General features: G+C 69.8%; 14 protein-coding genes. 6 read left to right on the top strand and 8 right to left on the bottom strand.

Annotated features, from left to right (window positions below; all coding sequences use genetic code 11):
* Positions 1-87: 87 nt before the first annotated feature.
* The 3 genes from ABME02_RS04420 to ABME02_RS04410 all read right to left on the bottom strand — a co-directional run bounded on the left by ABME02_RS04420 (position 88) and on the right by ABME02_RS04410 (position 2,737).
* Positions 88-696 (bottom strand): HdeD family acid-resistance protein, encoded by a 609-nt coding sequence (locus ABME02_RS04420; protein ID WP_353814070.1) that lies wholly within the window; start codon positions 694-696, stop codon positions 88-90.
* 119 nt (positions 697-815) lie between these two features.
* A complete protein-coding gene (locus tag ABME02_RS04415; RefSeq protein WP_353814069.1) occupies positions 816-1,892 on the bottom strand; it encodes a lysophospholipid acyltransferase family protein in 1,077 nt (358 codons plus the stop codon).
* Positions 1,892-2,737: a patatin-like phospholipase family protein gene (locus ABME02_RS04410; RefSeq protein ID WP_353814068.1), complete on the bottom strand. Its 846-nt coding sequence runs from the start codon at positions 2,735-2,737 to the stop codon at positions 1,892-1,894. Before ABME02_RS04410 ends, ABME02_RS04415 begins: the two co-directional genes overlap by 1 nt.
* 101 nt (positions 2,738-2,838) lie before the next feature.
* Here ABME02_RS04410 and ABME02_RS04405 point away from each other — a divergent pair, with 101 nt between their 5' ends.
* The 4 genes from ABME02_RS04405 to ABME02_RS04390 all read left to right on the top strand — a co-directional run bounded on the left by ABME02_RS04405 (position 2,839) and on the right by ABME02_RS04390 (position 6,776).
* Positions 2,839-3,282: a helix-turn-helix transcriptional regulator gene (locus ABME02_RS04405; RefSeq protein ID WP_353814067.1), complete on the top strand. Its 444-nt coding sequence runs from the start codon at positions 2,839-2,841 to the stop codon at positions 3,280-3,282.
* A gap of 10 nt (positions 3,283-3,292) precedes the next feature.
* Positions 3,293-3,703 carry a VOC family protein gene (locus tag ABME02_RS04400; protein WP_353814066.1) on the top strand — a complete coding sequence of 137 codons (411 nt, stop codon included), beginning with the start codon at positions 3,293-3,295 and terminating at the stop codon, positions 3,701-3,703.
* 81 nt (positions 3,704-3,784) lie between these two features.
* Entirely contained in the window at positions 3,785-6,169 is a 2,385-nt protein-coding gene (locus ABME02_RS04395; RefSeq protein WP_353814065.1) for an ATP-binding cassette domain-containing protein, read from the top strand.
* 163 nt (positions 6,170-6,332) lie between these two features.
* Positions 6,333-6,776, top strand: coding sequence for an iron chaperone (locus ABME02_RS04390; protein WP_353814064.1), 444 nt, complete (start codon positions 6,333-6,335; stop codon positions 6,774-6,776).
* Between the two features lie 214 nt (positions 6,777-6,990).
* Here the strand turns inward: ABME02_RS04390 and ABME02_RS04385 are convergent, their stop codons facing one another.
* The 4 genes from ABME02_RS04385 to dhaK form a co-directional block, all read right to left on the bottom strand.
* Positions 6,991-7,320 carry a hypothetical protein gene (locus ABME02_RS04385; protein WP_353814063.1) on the bottom strand — a complete coding sequence of 110 codons (330 nt, stop codon included), beginning with the start codon at positions 7,318-7,320 and terminating at the stop codon, positions 6,991-6,993.
* A gap of 133 nt (positions 7,321-7,453) precedes the next feature.
* Entirely contained in the window at positions 7,454-8,161 is a 708-nt protein-coding gene (dhaM, locus tag ABME02_RS04380) for a dihydroxyacetone kinase phosphoryl donor subunit DhaM (protein WP_353814397.1), read from the bottom strand.
* A 1-nt stretch (position 8,162) separates the two neighbouring features.
* Positions 8,163-8,810, bottom strand: a complete 648-nt coding sequence (gene dhaL / locus ABME02_RS04375; protein ID WP_353814062.1) for a dihydroxyacetone kinase subunit DhaL — start codon at positions 8,808-8,810, stop codon at positions 8,163-8,165.
* Positions 8,811-8,821: 11 nt separating this feature from the next.
* On the bottom strand, positions 8,822-9,823 hold the full coding sequence (gene dhaK / locus ABME02_RS04370; RefSeq protein WP_353814061.1) for a dihydroxyacetone kinase subunit DhaK: 1,002 nt from the start codon (positions 9,821-9,823) through the stop codon (positions 8,822-8,824).
* A gap of 220 nt (positions 9,824-10,043) precedes the next feature.
* Between dhaK and ABME02_RS04365 the strand changes: the two genes are divergently transcribed.
* Entirely contained in the window at positions 10,044-10,817 is a 774-nt protein-coding gene (locus ABME02_RS04365) for an MIP/aquaporin family protein (RefSeq protein WP_353814060.1), read from the top strand.
* A 117-nt stretch (positions 10,818-10,934) separates the two neighbouring features.
* Positions 10,935-12,449, top strand: coding sequence for a glycerol kinase GlpK (glpK, locus tag ABME02_RS04360; protein WP_353814059.1), 1,515 nt, complete (start codon positions 10,935-10,937; stop codon positions 12,447-12,449).
* Between the two features lie 52 nt (positions 12,450-12,501).
* Here glpK and trpD read toward each other — a convergent pair whose 3' ends face one another.
* Positions 12,502-13,554 (bottom strand): anthranilate phosphoribosyltransferase, encoded by a 1,053-nt coding sequence (trpD, locus tag ABME02_RS04355; RefSeq protein WP_353814058.1) that lies wholly within the window; start codon positions 13,552-13,554, stop codon positions 12,502-12,504.
* Positions 13,555-13,586: the final 32 nt, after the last annotated feature.

The following is a 13,586-nucleotide window of genomic DNA, read 5'->3' as shown; positions in this document are numbered from 1 at the left end:
GGCGGGTCCGCGAACCGCTGACGCGCACGACGAGGGCGGGACCGGTCGAACCGGTCCCGCCCTCGCGGCGTCTCCGCCCTCAGCCGATCACGACGACAGCTGCATGCCGCGTCCGAACGTGAACGCGCGCACGATCTGCACGATGCCGAGCACGATGAGCGCGATGCCCGTCACGACGAACAGGATCACCACGCCCCAGAGCGGCGAGAACAGCAGGACGATGCCCGCGACGATGCTCAGGAGGCCGAAGAAGATGCTCCATCCCCGCGAGGACGAGTTGCCGGACTGGGCGAGCGCGACCACGCCCTCGACGATCCAGAGGACGCCGACGAGGATGCCGAGGAAGATGCCGATGACGACGGCGCTGTCGGTCGGGTTGGCGAACATGACGACCGCGCCGAAGAGGAACAGCACTCCGAGGATGATGTCGAGGGCCCTCGCGCCGCCCGAGATCGACCTCGAGAAGATGCCGATGCCGATGTACGCGAGGCCGGCGACCAGGAAGTAGATCGCGAGCATCACGGTCAGCACGACGGCCGAGTTCTTCGGCCAGAACGTGATGAAGACGCCGATGATCAACGCGATGACCCCCGACACGCCGAGGGCGATGCGGATCGAGTTCACCGCCGACTTCGTGAGCTCGGCCGAATCGAACGCGAACGCCGCGAACATGCTGTTGGACTGCGGGGAGGACATTGCGACTCCTTCCGGCGCACCCGGAGCGGCGCGCTCGCGTTCAGGCTATTCCCAGCGCGAGGCGCGGCGGTGGAGCCGTTGGTCCTGCGGTCGGCGTGTCGCGGAAGCTGGCGCCCGTCTCAGGCGTTCCGCGCCGCGATCCATCCGTCGATCCGCTCCCACTGGCCCATGAGCCAGTCGGTGCGCGCGTCGTGATCGTCGGGGATGTCGGCCCGTGGGACGTTCCAGACCTGCATGGTGATCGTCTTGTCGGTCGGCAGTTCGCGCCAGACGTCGCCGACCGTGCGGATGCGGTCCAGGCCGGTGTGCGCGACCAGGAAGACGTCGGCGTGGGGTGCCGCGTCGAGGGCGGCGAACAGGCCGGCGGGCCGTGGCGCCATGACGTTCATGAGCCGCGCGGCCCGCTCGGCCGCGGCGGTGAGCCCGGCGGCCCGCAGCCGGTCGATCGCCCGTGCGCGGCGTTCCGGGGTGAAGTTCCCGCCCTCCGGGAAGATGACGAGCGCGTCGCGCTCGCCCATGTCGCTCGCGAGCTCGCTGATGCGCTCCGTCAGGGGAACGGCCGGAACGGCGCGTGGTCCGCCCGCACCGGGCCCCCTGCCTCGGTCACCCCGAGCGGCCCGCCCGGCGCGGCCTGCGACGGGCGGCGGCGCGATGAAGCGGTTCGGCAGGCGGTTGAGGACGACGTCGACCGCCGGATCCCATTGCATGGTGTCCTTCAGCACGATGCGCGGCGACCGGTCGAACCAGTTGAGCACGGCGTGGATCAGGATGAAGGAGTCGCCCGGGCCGGCGTGCCTGCTCGCGATGACCCGGGGTTCGTCGTCGTCGTGGAATCCCTCCGGGACGCGGACGTCGATGTCGAGGCGGAGCACCCAGTGCGCGTTCCAGAACAGGAAGTCGAGCATGCGCGCGACGAAGCGGTAGTGCGCGTGCTGGAAGCCGGGCGCGTGGATGCGCCATCCGAACCCGGAGGCGATCCACAACACGAAGAGCACGACGATCGCCGCGGCATCCCACAGGAGGTAGACGGCGACCATGACGAGCAGTCGCGGGGTCCGGATCCGCGGTTCCACGAAGATCGACACGATCAACGCGATCGTCAGCCACGCGGGCATCAGGGCCGTGACGAGGAGCGCGAGCACGACGACGAGCGGCGCGAGGATGCCGCGGCGCACCCACCTCGGCGGCAGCCGCATCAGTCGTCCGTCCGGTCTGCGGCGCCGCGGAGGCGTTCGTCCTCACGGTCGAGGTAGGCGGATGCCGCGCCGTGCGCGGTCGCCATGCGCCGGCGGAGGGCTGTGGGGGAGAGGTTGCGCGTGATCCGGTTCTCCTTCGCGGACGACGTCCCGGTCGGCAGCACGTGCAGGCGGGTCCCCTCCGCGAGTGCGGCGCTGTCGCGGGCGAAGCGGTGCCGACGTGAGATCTCGAAGGCGACGCGGGCGTTGTCGAACTGGTTCCGTGGCGCCGTCAGCGCGTGCTCGATCCGCCCGACCTGCATCACGTAGATGTCGGTGGCGCCCGCATCGGCGGCCTGTCCGATCGGGATCGAGTTGACGATCCCGCCGTCGACGAAGTGCTCGTCGCCGATCCGCACCGCGGGGAAGAGGCCCGGCAGTGCCGCGGATGCGAGCACGGCCGGCACGAGCGGGCCCGTGTCGAACCAGTGCTCGGCCGCGCGCTCGACGCTCGCGGCACAGCATCGGAACTCGACGTCGAGGTCCTCGAAGTCGACGGCCCCGGCGAGGCCGTGCGCGAGCATGCGACGCAACGGCTCGGTCGACATCACGTGCGCACGCCCGAGCCTGAGGCCGACGCCGCTCGTGATCGCGCGGGCCTCCCTCGAACTCCACGCCTCCTCGAGGCGCTCGAGGCTGCGATCGACGTCGGCGGCGATGATCGCCCCGTTGATCGCGCCGATCGAGGTGCCGACCACGAGGTCGGGGCGGATGCCGCGCTCGAGCACGGCGCGCAGCATGCCGACCTGCACGGCGCCGAGCACCCCTCCGCCCCCGAGGACGAACGCGACCCTGCCGGTGTCCATGGCGCCATTCTGGCACCGGCGCCATGGCGTGCGAGGGAACGAAGGCCCCCTCGTCGGCGGTTCGCTGGACTTCCCCGGCACGAGGTGGGAGCATCGCGCTCGTGAGCAGCGGATTCGCCGACCCGGATGCCCTCCGCGACCTCGTGGTCCTGCGACGGGTGCGCGACCGCATCGATCGCGAGTACGCGCAGCCGCTCGACGTGGAGGCGCTCGCGCGGGGGGCGAACATGTCGTCGGGGCACCTGAGCCGGCGGTTCCGCGCGACGTTCGGCGAGTCGCCGTACTCCTACCTCATGACACGTCGGATCGAGCGGGCCATGGCGCTGCTCCGCCGGGGCGACCTCACCGTGACCGAGGTGTGCTTCGAGGTCGGGTGCTCGTCGCTCGGCACGTTCAGCACGCGTTTCACCGAACTCGTCGGGGTGCCGCCGAGCGTGTACCGCGAGCGGTACGCGGGCGAGACGCTCGGGATGCTGCCGTGCGTGGCGAAGCAGGTGACGAAACCGGTCAGGAATCGAGAAGCCGTCGTGGGCGGCCGCGGATAGCGTGACCTTCATGAGCCTCACCATCCACTCCAGCTTCCTCCCGCACCTCGACCCCGAGGCCTCGCTGGCCTTCTACCGCGACGTGCTCGGGTTCGAGGTCCGCAACGACGTCGGGTACGAGGGCATGCGCTGGATCACCGTCGGCCCCGTCGACCAGCCCGACACCGCGATCGTGCTGCACCCTCCGGGCGTCGGCCCGGGCATGACCGATGACGACCGCCAGGCGCTCGTGGAGATCATCGCGAAGGGCAGCTACTTCGGCGTGAACCTCGCGGCGACCGACCTCGACGCGACGTTCGCGACCCTCGAGACGGCCGGCGCCGAGGTCGTGCAGGAGCCGGTCGACCAGCCGTATGGGCTGCGCGACTGCGCGTTCCGCGACCCGGCGGGCAACATGATCCGGATCCAGCAGGTCGGCTGAAGCGCACGCCGCACCCGCGACGGGTTCCGACGTCGATGGCGCGGCAGTGCTTGGATCGGAACCGACCCCGATGGAGGAACGATGACCACGACCCCGAACATCGCGCCCGCGGCATCCGCCCTGCCTGCCGCGGACGCCCACGACCGCATCCGGGTGCAGGGCGCCCGGGAGAACAACCTGAAGGACGTCTCGGTCGAGCTGCCGAAGCGCCGCCTGACCGTGTTCACGGGCGTCTCCGGATCGGGCAAGAGCTCGCTCGTGTTCGACACCATCGCCGCCGAGTCGCGTCGGCTCATCGACGAGACGTACAGCGCCTTCGTGCAGGGGTTCATGCCGTCCGTGCCCCGCCCCGACGTCGACGTGCTCGAGGGCCTCACGACCGCGATCATCGTCGACCAGGAGCGGCTCGGGGCGAACCCCAGATCGACCGTGGGAACCGTCACCGACGCGAACGCCATGCTGCGGATCCTCTTCAGCCGCTTGGGCGAACCGCACATCGGCGGACCGACGGCCTTCTCCTTCAACATCCCCACGCAGAAGGCCAGCGGGGTCATGACGTCGGCGACCGGCGACAAGACGATCGTGCGCGACGTCGTGTACCTCGGCGGCATGTGCCCGAGGTGTGAGGGGCGCGGCTCGGTGTCCGACCTCGACCTCTCGCAGGTCATCGACGAAACGCGATCGCTGAACGAGGGCGCCATCATGGTGCCCGGATACACCGCAGACGGGTGGATGGTCCGCGGGTTCGCCGAGTCGGGCTTCTACGACCCCGACAGGCCGATCTCCGAGTTCACCGAGAAGGAACGGCACGCGTTGCTCTACAGCGAGCAGAGGAAGGTCCGGATCCAGAACATCAACATGACTTACGAGGGGCTGATCCCGAAGATCACCAAGTCGATGCTCTCGAAGGACCTCGACGCGCTCCAGCCCCACATCCGGGCGTTCGTCGAACGCGTGGCGACCTTCACTCGCTGTCCCGAGTGCGACGGCACGCGACTGACCGAAGCGGCCCGCTCGTCCAGGATCGACGGCATCAGCATCGCCGATGCGTGCCGCATGCAGGTCACCGACCTGGCCGAGTGGATCCGCGCCCTCGACCGACCCGACGCCGGCCCGCTGCTCGACGCGCTCGGCGCGAACCTGGATGCCTTCGTCACGCTGGGGCTCGGCTACCTGAGCCTCGAGCGGCCGTCCGGCACGCTGTCCGGTGGCGAGGCCCAGCGCATCAAGATGCTGCGGCACCTCGGGTCGTCGCTGACGGATGTCACGTATGTCTTCGACGAGCCGACGATCGGGTTGCACCCGCACGACATCCAGCGCATGAACACGCTCCTCCTGCAGCTGCGCGACAAGGGCAACACGGTGCTCGTGGTCGAGCACAAGCCCGAGACGATCGCCATCGCCGACCACGTCGTCGACCTCGGTCCCGGAGCGGGGCGGAACGGCGGCGAGATCGGGTTCGAGGGCTCGGTCGAGGAGCTGAAGTCGAGCGATACGGTCACGGGCCGCCACCTCGGCGACCGGGCCTCGATCAAGCCCGAGGTGCGGCGAGGCTCAGGCGCCATCGAGGTGCGCGGCGCCGACGAGAACAACCTCGCCGACGTCGACGTCGACATCCCGCTCGGGGTCCTGACCGTCGTCACGGGGGTGGCCGGCTCGGGCAAGAGCTCGCTCATCCACGGTTCGGTCGCACCACGTGACGGCATCGTGTCGATCGACCAGGGCGCCATCAAGGGGTCGCGTCGGAGCAGTCCGGCGACCTACACCGGGCTCCTCGAACCGATCCGCAAGGCGTTCGCGAAGGCGAACGGGGTCAAGCCCGCGTTCTTCAGCGCCAACTCCGAGGGCGCGTGCCCGACGTGCAAGGGCGCGGGGGTCATCATCACCGAGCTCGGGTTCATGGACACCATCGAGACGCCGTGCGAGGACTGCGGCGGGAAGCGCTTCCAAGCCGGCGTGCTGCAGTACACGCTCGGTGGGCTCGACATCACCGAGGTGCTCGACCTGCCCATCTCGCGGGCCCGCGAGTTCTTCTCCGCTGGCGAGGCGAGGATCCCCGCGGCGGCGGCGATCCTGGGGCGGCTCGAGGACGTCGGGCTCGGCTACCTGAGCCTCGGCCAGCCGCTGTCGACGCTGTCGGGCGGCGAGCGGCAGCGTATCAAGCTCGCGATCGCGATGGGGGAGTCGGGCGACGTGTACGTGCTCGACGAGCCGACGACGGGGCTGCACCTCGCCGACGTCGACAACCTGCTGCGGCTGCTCGACCGGCTCGTCGATTCCGGCAAGACCGTGATCGTGATCGAGCACCACCAGGCGGTCATGGCCCACGCCGATTGGATCATCGACCTCGGGCCCGGCGCCGGCCACGACGGTGGGCGCATCGTGTTCGAGGGGACGCCCGTCGAGCTCGTCGCGCAGCGTGCGACGCTCACGGGGGAGCACCTCGCCGAGTACGTGGGCGCCTGATACCCCCACCCGTATTCCTGTCGAGAGGAGACCGACATGTGCCTGCATTCGGCGTACGAAGCCGGGGGAGTGGTCTATGCGCGCGACCTCGCGACCGCGGTGCGCTCCGGCGGAGCGACCTCATCGACCGAACCCGCATCGACCGAACCGAAGGGAACCGATCATGGCTGAGGCGAAGCGAACGGCCGCACGCGACGAGGAGCCGGAGGGCTTCACCGACGAGGAACGCGCTGCGATGAAGGATCGCGCCAAGGAGGTGCGCCGCGGCAAGAAGAAGGACGGCACCGCCGACCTGCTCGAGAAGATCGCCGAACTGGAGGGTGCCGATCGAGCGATGGCCCAGCGGCTCCACGAGCTCATCACCGAGCATGCGCCGGAGCTCGCGCCGCGCACGTACTACGGCATGCCCGCCTGGGCGAAGGACGGCAAGGTGCTGTGCTTCTTCCAGCCGGCGCTCAAGTTCAAGACCCGATACGCCACCTTCGGGTTCAACGACAACGCGGCGCTCGACGACGCCGAGTTGTGGCCGACGTCGTACGCGCTGACCGAGCTGACGCCGGCGGCGGAGCAGCGCATCGTCGAGCTCGTGACTCGGGCGGTCGGCTGAACGCGAATCGCATTCGCCGGCGTCCGACCGCGCGCCCGCGGGGCCCTGCGCTCGCACGCGCCTGATTCATCCGATAGGCCGATAATGTGCATTATGTCCGAATTAGGGAGACATCGACCTATCGTGAAGTGACTTCACGATCCGGCCCATTCATCGTGACCGGACGGCGACATCGGTGATCGCCGTGGCGATCACTCCCCTGGTGCGGCGTCGATCAGGCGCGGTCGTGACGCCTGAGCTTCTCCATGCGCTCGTCACTCGCCGGCATGCCGAACTCGTTGAGCGGCCCGCTCATCGCGGGCTCCGGCAGCCTGACGTCGGTCGGGCATTCGAGCAGGACGTTCGACGTCGACTCGTCGATGCGATGCTCGAACATCGGGTGTCCGCAGAGCGGACACGGCTTCTCCCCCGACTGACTGCGGTCGTCGGGCTCTTCCGGGGCCATCCGCGGCGATTCGAACGCTGGGGTCATGACCCGATCCACCCGGTCGAAGAATCGGGTGAATGCGTTCCCTTCGCCGTGGCCCGCCTCTTCGCGTGCCATGGCGCTGATGCTACTCCCGGCACCACCGTCGGCGCGAGGCCCTATCGGATAGTTGAACTATCCAATGCGCCGCGGAGGTGATGCCCCACCCGGATCCGGGCGAGTCACGTCGCCCGGATCCGAGGTCGGCTCGTCAGTGCTCGCCGAACCCGCTCGACGCGAGCGCGGCGAGCGCCTCCACCGCTCCGACGCCCCCGGGGTCGTCCGTCGCGATCTCGACCTCGTCGCCCTTCACGAGTCCGAGCGCCATGATCGCGAGCAGGCTCTTCGCGTCGATGCCGTTCACGGTGACGCGCTGCGAGAACGTGCTCGCGAGCTTGACGAGCTCGGCGGCGGGGCGCGCGTGCAGACCGTCCGAGTTGGTGAGGGTGACCCTCCGGCTGATTCCGCCGCTCGAGCCGCCGGCCGGCGAGGCTTCCTGAGGGCTCGCGGCCCCGTGATCGGCCACGACGCCGCCCGCCGATTCCGCGGCGCGGACGACCGTCTCGAGCGGGTCGCCCGACTCCGCGGCGACGGATGCCGCGACCGCGCCTTCGACGAGCGGCGCGTCCGCGATGCGGACCCGATCCCGCTGCTCGTCCTCCAGGAAGTCCATGGCGGTTTCCGCCGTGAGGATGGCGGACCCGAGGTCGCACAGGACGACCACGCCTGCGCCGCCATCCGCCGCACCGATGGCGGTGGTCACGCGCTCGAAGCTCGTCCCGATCCGACCGTCGTCGGTCCCGCCGGCGGGCTCGATGCGGACGTTCGGTGCCATCTGGTGCGCGAGCTCCACGACTCCTGCGGCCAGCTGCTCGGAGTGCGAGACGACGACGATCCCGATGCGCTCCCCGTCCGCCATCTCAGGCACTGGTCCCGTTGGACGCCGCCGCGGCCGCCGCCTCGAGGAGGTAGGCCGTCGACTGCGCCCCGGGGTCCCGATGGCCCGCCGAGCGTTCGCCGAGGTAACTGGCGCGGCCCTTGCGGGCGACCAGCGGCTCGGTCGCGACCGCCCCCGACGCGGCGGCATCCGCCGCGGCCCGAAGCGTCTCGGCGGCACTCGCGCCGCCGTCCGCCGCGATCCGCGCGGCGTCGACCGCCGGCGTCCACGCGTCGACCATCGTCTTGTCGCCCGCCTCGGCCTTCCCCCTCGACACGATGCCGTCGCGAGAGGCCTCGAGCAGCGACACGACGCCGGCAGCATCGATCGACGACTCCCCCGCGATGGCGCCGGACCCCTTGAGGAACGCGGTGCCGTACAGCGGTCCGGCTGCGCCGCCGACGGTCGAGATCAGGGTCGTCGCGACGAGCTTCAGCACGTCGGCCGGCGTCGATCCGGCGGGCAGGTCGTCGAGCTTCGGCAGGACCGCCTGGAATCCGCGATCCATGTTCTCTCCGTGGTCGCCGTCGCCGATCTCCCGGTCGAGCGTGATCAACTCGACCCGGTGCTCCGCGAGCGACTCAGCCCCGCGCCTGACCCAGTCCACCGCCCATGTGATGTCCAATCCCACCGCGGCCGCCCCTATCGGCCCCACCGGAGCGCCGCCGTGTGCACGGGGGCGTCCCAGAGCCCGACCATCTCGTCGTCCAGCTTCAGGAGCGTGATCGAGAAGCCCTGCATCTCGAGCGACGTGATGTAGTTGCCGACGAGCGAGCGCTCGATCGTGATGCCCTTCCCGGCGAGCACCTCGGCGGCGCGTCGGTAGGCGATGTAGAGCTCGATCTGCGGGGTTCCGCCCATCCCGTTGACGAACAGCAGCACCCGGTCGCCCGACGCATACGGAAGGTCCTCGATGATCGGCGTGATCAGCCGATCGACGATCGCGTCCGCAGGCTCGAGCTTGATCCGCTCGCGCCCCGGCTCGCCGTGGATGCCGATGCCGATCTCGACCTCGTCCTCGGCCAGTGTGAAGCTGGGCTCCCCCGCGTGCGGGACGATGCACGGCGTCAGCGCCATGCCCATCGAGCGCGCGTTCGCGTTGACGCGCTCGGCGATCTCCGCCACCTGGTCGAGGCCGTCGCCGCGATCCGCGGCGGCGCCGGCGATCTTCTCGACGAGCACGGTGCCGCCGACACCGCGACGGCCGGCCGTGTAGAGCGAGTCCTTGACGGCGACGTCGTCGTTCGTGACGACGGCTCGGACCTCGATGCCGTCGGCGGCCGCGAGATCGGCCGCGGTCTCGAAGTTGAGCACGTCGCCCGTGTAGTTCTTCACGATGTGCAGGACGCCCTTGCCGCCGTCGACGGCCTTGGTGGCCGCCAGGATCGGGTCGGGCGTCGGCGAGGTGAACACCGCACCGGGCACGGCGGCGTCGAGCATGCCGGGTCCGACGAAGCCGGCGTGCAACGGCTCGTGCCCGCTGCCACCGCCGGACACGAGGCCGACCTTGCCCGCCACCGGCGCGTCGGCGCGCACGACGTGGATGGGATCCGTCTCGACCCTCACGAGGTCGGCGTGCGCGAGGCCGAAGCCTGCGACTGACTCGTCGACCACGTGCTTGGGATCGTTGATGATCTTCTTCACGAAAACGTCCCTTCCCCTCGACCGCACCCGCCCGGCCCGTCGCCTGTCGACGTTGACGCGGCACTCCCCCGCAAAACTACTCCGGCGAGGCCCGGCGATGAAAGGGCTATCCGACGATTCCCGCGCGCCCTTCCGCGCATCTCGACCACGCGAGTAGGGTGGGCGCTGATCCGCCCTGGGGCGCGGCCCCTCGGGCACGGCGAAAGGATGGAAGGTCAACGTGGACAATCTCGGAGTGCTGTTCCTCTCCGAACTCGTCGGCACGGCGATGCTCGTGCTGCTCGGTTGCGGAGTCGTGGCGAACGTCGCCCTCGTCAAGACGAAGGGCTACAACGGCGGGTTCCTGATGGTCACCATCGGCTGGGGCTTCGCGGTCTTCGCCGGCGTCATCGTCGCGTACGCCTCGGGCGCGCACATCAACCCCGCCGTCACCCTCGGGCTCGTCGCCAACGGCGCGACCGAGTTCGGCAACGCGGCCCTCGGCACCACCGTTCCGGTGGACGCCCTGTCGGTGCTCACGTACATCGGTGCGCAGTTGATCGGTGCCATCCTCGGCGCCATCGTCTGCTGGCTGGCGTACAAGCAGCACTTCGACGACGAGCCGCAGGCGGCGAACAAGCTCGGCGTGTTCTCGACCGGTCCCGCCATCCGCTCCTACGCGTGGAACCTCGTGACCGAGATCATCGGCACGTTCGTCCTGGTGTTCGTCGTGATCGGCTTCGGCCGGAACGGCGACGCCTCGGGACTCGCGGCGCTCGGTGCGCTGCCCGTCGCCCTCCTGGTGATCGGTATCGGCGCCTCCCTCGGTGGCCCGACCGGATACGCGATCAACCCGGCCCGTGACCTCGGTCCGCGCATCGCCCACGCCATCCTTCCCATCCAGGGCAAGGGCAGCAGCGACTGGTCCTACTCCTGGGTCCCGGTCGTGGGACCCATCATCGGCGGCGTGCTCGCGGGTTGGACCGCGATCGTCGCGCTCCCCCTTCTGGGCTGATCACCGAGGGGCCGGTCGTCGGAACGACCGGCCCCTCGTCCGTTCGCGCGCAGCGATGCGAACCATCGCCGGCGGACTGGCACATTCCACCACTGCGACAGAGAGGACGCATCGGACATGGCCGACTACATCCTGGCGATCGACCAGGGAACCACCAGCACTCGAGCGATCATCTTCGACCACAAGGGGTCGATCGTCTCGAGCGGGCAGCTCGAGCACGAGCAGATCTTCCCCAAGGCCGGATGGGTCGAACACGACCCCATGGAGATCTGGAAGAACACCCGCGAGGTGATCGGGCAGGCGCTCGGCAAGGCCGACCTGACCCGCCACGACATCGCCGCCGTGGGCATCACCAACCAGCGCGAGACCGCGGTGGTCTGGGACAAGAACACGGGCGAGCCCGTCTACAACGCGATCGTGTGGCAGGACACCCGCACGCAGCCGATCGTCGACCGCCTCGCAGCCGACGGCGGCGTCGAGCGGTTCAAGCAGGACGTCGGGTTGCCGCTCGCGACCTACTTCTCGGGCACCAAGATCGTGTGGATCCTCGAGAACGTCGACGGCGCGCGCGCCAAGGCCGAGGCCGGCGACCTCATCTTCGGCACCACGGACTGCTGGGTGCTCTGGAACCTGACGGGCGGCGTCGACGGCGGGGTGCACGCGACGGATGTCACCAACGCGAGCCGCACGATGTTCATGGACCTCGAGTCGCTGTCCTGGCGCGACGACATCCTCGAGACCTTCGGCGTTCCGCGCTCGATGATGCCCGAGATCAAGTCCTCCTCCGAGGTCTACGGCACGGTCGAATCCTCGAGCCTCCTGCGCGAGGTTCCGGTGGCCGGCATCCTCGGCGACCAACAGGCGGCGACGTTCGGCCAGGCGGCGTTCGACGCCGGCGAGTCGAAGAACACCTACGGTACGGGCAACTTCCTCATCTTCAACACGGACACCGAGATCGTCCACTCGAAGAACGGGCTGCTGACCACCCTCGGCTACAAGCTCGGCGACCAACCCGCGCACTACGCCCTCGAGGGTGCGATCGCGGTGACCGGGTCGCTCGTGCAGTGGCTGCGCGACAACCTCGGCATCATCTCCTCGGCCCCCGAGGTCGAGGAGCTCGCGAAGTCCGTCGACGACAACGGCGGTGCGTACTTCGTGCCCGCGTTCTCGGGGCTCTTCGCGCCGTACTGGCGTCCGGATGCGCGCGGCGCGCTCGTGGGCCTGACCCGCTACGTGAACAAGGGACACATCGCCCGTGCGGCACTCGAGGCCACCGCCTTCCAGACGCGCGAGGTGCTCGACGCCGTCAACGCCGACTCCGGCGTCGAGCTCACGGAGCTCAAGGTCGACGGCGGCATGATCGCCAACAACACGCTGATGCAGTTCCAGGCCGACATCCTCGGCGTGCCCGTCGTCCGGCCGGTCGTCGCCGAGACGACCGCGCTCGGCGCGGCGTACGCCGCGGGTCTCGCGACCGGGTTCTGGTCGAGCCTCGACGACCTGCGCTCCAACTGGCAGGAGGACCGTCGCTGGGAGCCGAAGATGGAGGCCGATGAGCGCGACCGGCAGCTCCGGCTCTGGAAGAAGGCCGTCACGAAGACCTTCGACTGGGTCGACGAGGACGTGAACTGACGCCGGACGATCCACGACGGGGTCCCGCTTCGGCGGGGCCCCGTCGGGCATGTCAGCGTCGGGTGGCCGCGACCCACTCCTCGAGCTTGCGCGCGGCCGCGCCGCTGTCGATCGCGCCCTCGGCGACCGCCATCTTCTCGTGGAACCGCTCGAGGATCGTCCGCTGGAACTGGCTCGGGTCGTTTGCGAGTTCGAATGCGACGAGACCGGCGGCGGCGTTCAGCACGACGATGTCGCGGATCGGCCCGCGCGCTCCGGCGAACACCTCGTGCACGATTCCGGCATTGTGCTGGGCATCGCCGCCCTGGAGCTGGTCGATCGTCGCTCGCGGGATCCCGAGTTCGCGCGGGTCGAGGTCGTGCTCCTTCACCGTGCCGCGCGACACCTCCCAGATGTGGCTGTGGCCCGTCGTGGTGAGCTCGTCGAGGCCGTCGTCCCCGCGGAACACGAGCGCGGTCGCCCCGCGCGTCTGGAAGACGCCGACGATCAGAGGCACCCGGTCGAGGTGCGCGACACCGACCGCGGATGCCTCGGGGCGGGCCGGGTTGCAGAGGGGGCCGAGGAAGTTGAAGACGGTCGGCACGCCGAGCTGGGCGCGGACCGGGCCCGCGTGCTTGAAGCCGGGGTGGAACGCCGCGGCGAACGCGAACGTGATCCCCGTCTCGTCGAGCACCTCCGCGACCCGGTGGGCCGGGAGCGTGAGGTCGATGCCGAGCGCGCCGAGGACGTCGGACGAGCCGGATGCGGAGCTCGCTGCCTTGTTGCCGTGCTTGACGATCGGCACGCCAGCCGCCGCGCACACCACGGAGGCCATCGTCGAGACGTTGACCGTGCCGAACCGATCGCCTCCCGTGCCGACGATGTCGAGCGCCATCGCGTCGACGGGCAGCTCCACCGCGTGCTCGAGGATCGCATCGCGGAAGCCCACGATCTCGTCGACCGTCTCCCCCTTCACGCGGAGCGCGATGAGGAAGGCGGCGAGCTGCGCGTCGGTCGCGGTGCCCGTCATGACCTGTTCCATGCACCACGCGGCATCCGAGACACTGAGGTCCTCGCCCGCGAGGAGCGAGTTCAGGACGTCGGGCCAGGTCTGCATGGAGGGCATGCAGACGATCCTATCCGCGGGATTCGGGGCGT

This window comes from Agromyces zhanjiangensis (assembly GCF_040496055.1).
GTDB lineage: Bacteria > Actinomycetota > Actinomycetes > Actinomycetales > Microbacteriaceae > Agromyces > Agromyces zhanjiangensis.
The sequence above is the reverse complement of the archived record's forward strand: the minus strand, read 5'-3'. Positions and strand labels throughout refer to the sequence as shown.

Bases quoted from the DNA above. Each gene is read 5' to 3' on its own strand.
- dhaM (WP_353814397.1), bottom strand. From the start codon at position 8,161: ATGGCGGACGGGGAGCGCATCGGGATCGTCGTCGTCTCGCACTCCGAG.
- glpK (WP_353814059.1), top strand. From the start codon at position 10,935: ATGGCCGACTACATCCTGGCGATCGACCAGGGAACCACCAGCACTCGA.
- ABME02_RS04385 (WP_353814063.1), bottom strand. From the start codon at position 7,320: ATGGCACGCGAAGAGGCGGGCCACGGCGAAGGGAACGCATTCACCCGA.
- trpD (WP_353814058.1), bottom strand. From the start codon at position 13,554: ATGCCCTCCATGCAGACCTGGCCCGACGTCCTGAACTCGCTCCTCGCG.
- ABME02_RS04395 (WP_353814065.1), top strand. From the start codon at position 3,785: ATGACCACGACCCCGAACATCGCGCCCGCGGCATCCGCCCTGCCTGCC.
- ABME02_RS04400 (WP_353814066.1), top strand. From the start codon at position 3,293: ATGAGCCTCACCATCCACTCCAGCTTCCTCCCGCACCTCGACCCCGAG.
- ABME02_RS04410 (WP_353814068.1), bottom strand. From the start codon at position 2,737: ATGGACACCGGCAGGGTCGCGTTCGTCCTCGGGGGCGGAGGGGTGCTC.
- ABME02_RS04420 (WP_353814070.1), bottom strand. From the start codon at position 696: ATGTCCTCCCCGCAGTCCAACAGCATGTTCGCGGCGTTCGCGTTCGAT.
- ABME02_RS04390 (WP_353814064.1), top strand. From the start codon at position 6,333: ATGGCTGAGGCGAAGCGAACGGCCGCACGCGACGAGGAGCCGGAGGGC.
- ABME02_RS04415 (WP_353814069.1), bottom strand. From the start codon at position 1,892: ATGCGGCTGCCGCCGAGGTGGGTGCGCCGCGGCATCCTCGCGCCGCTC.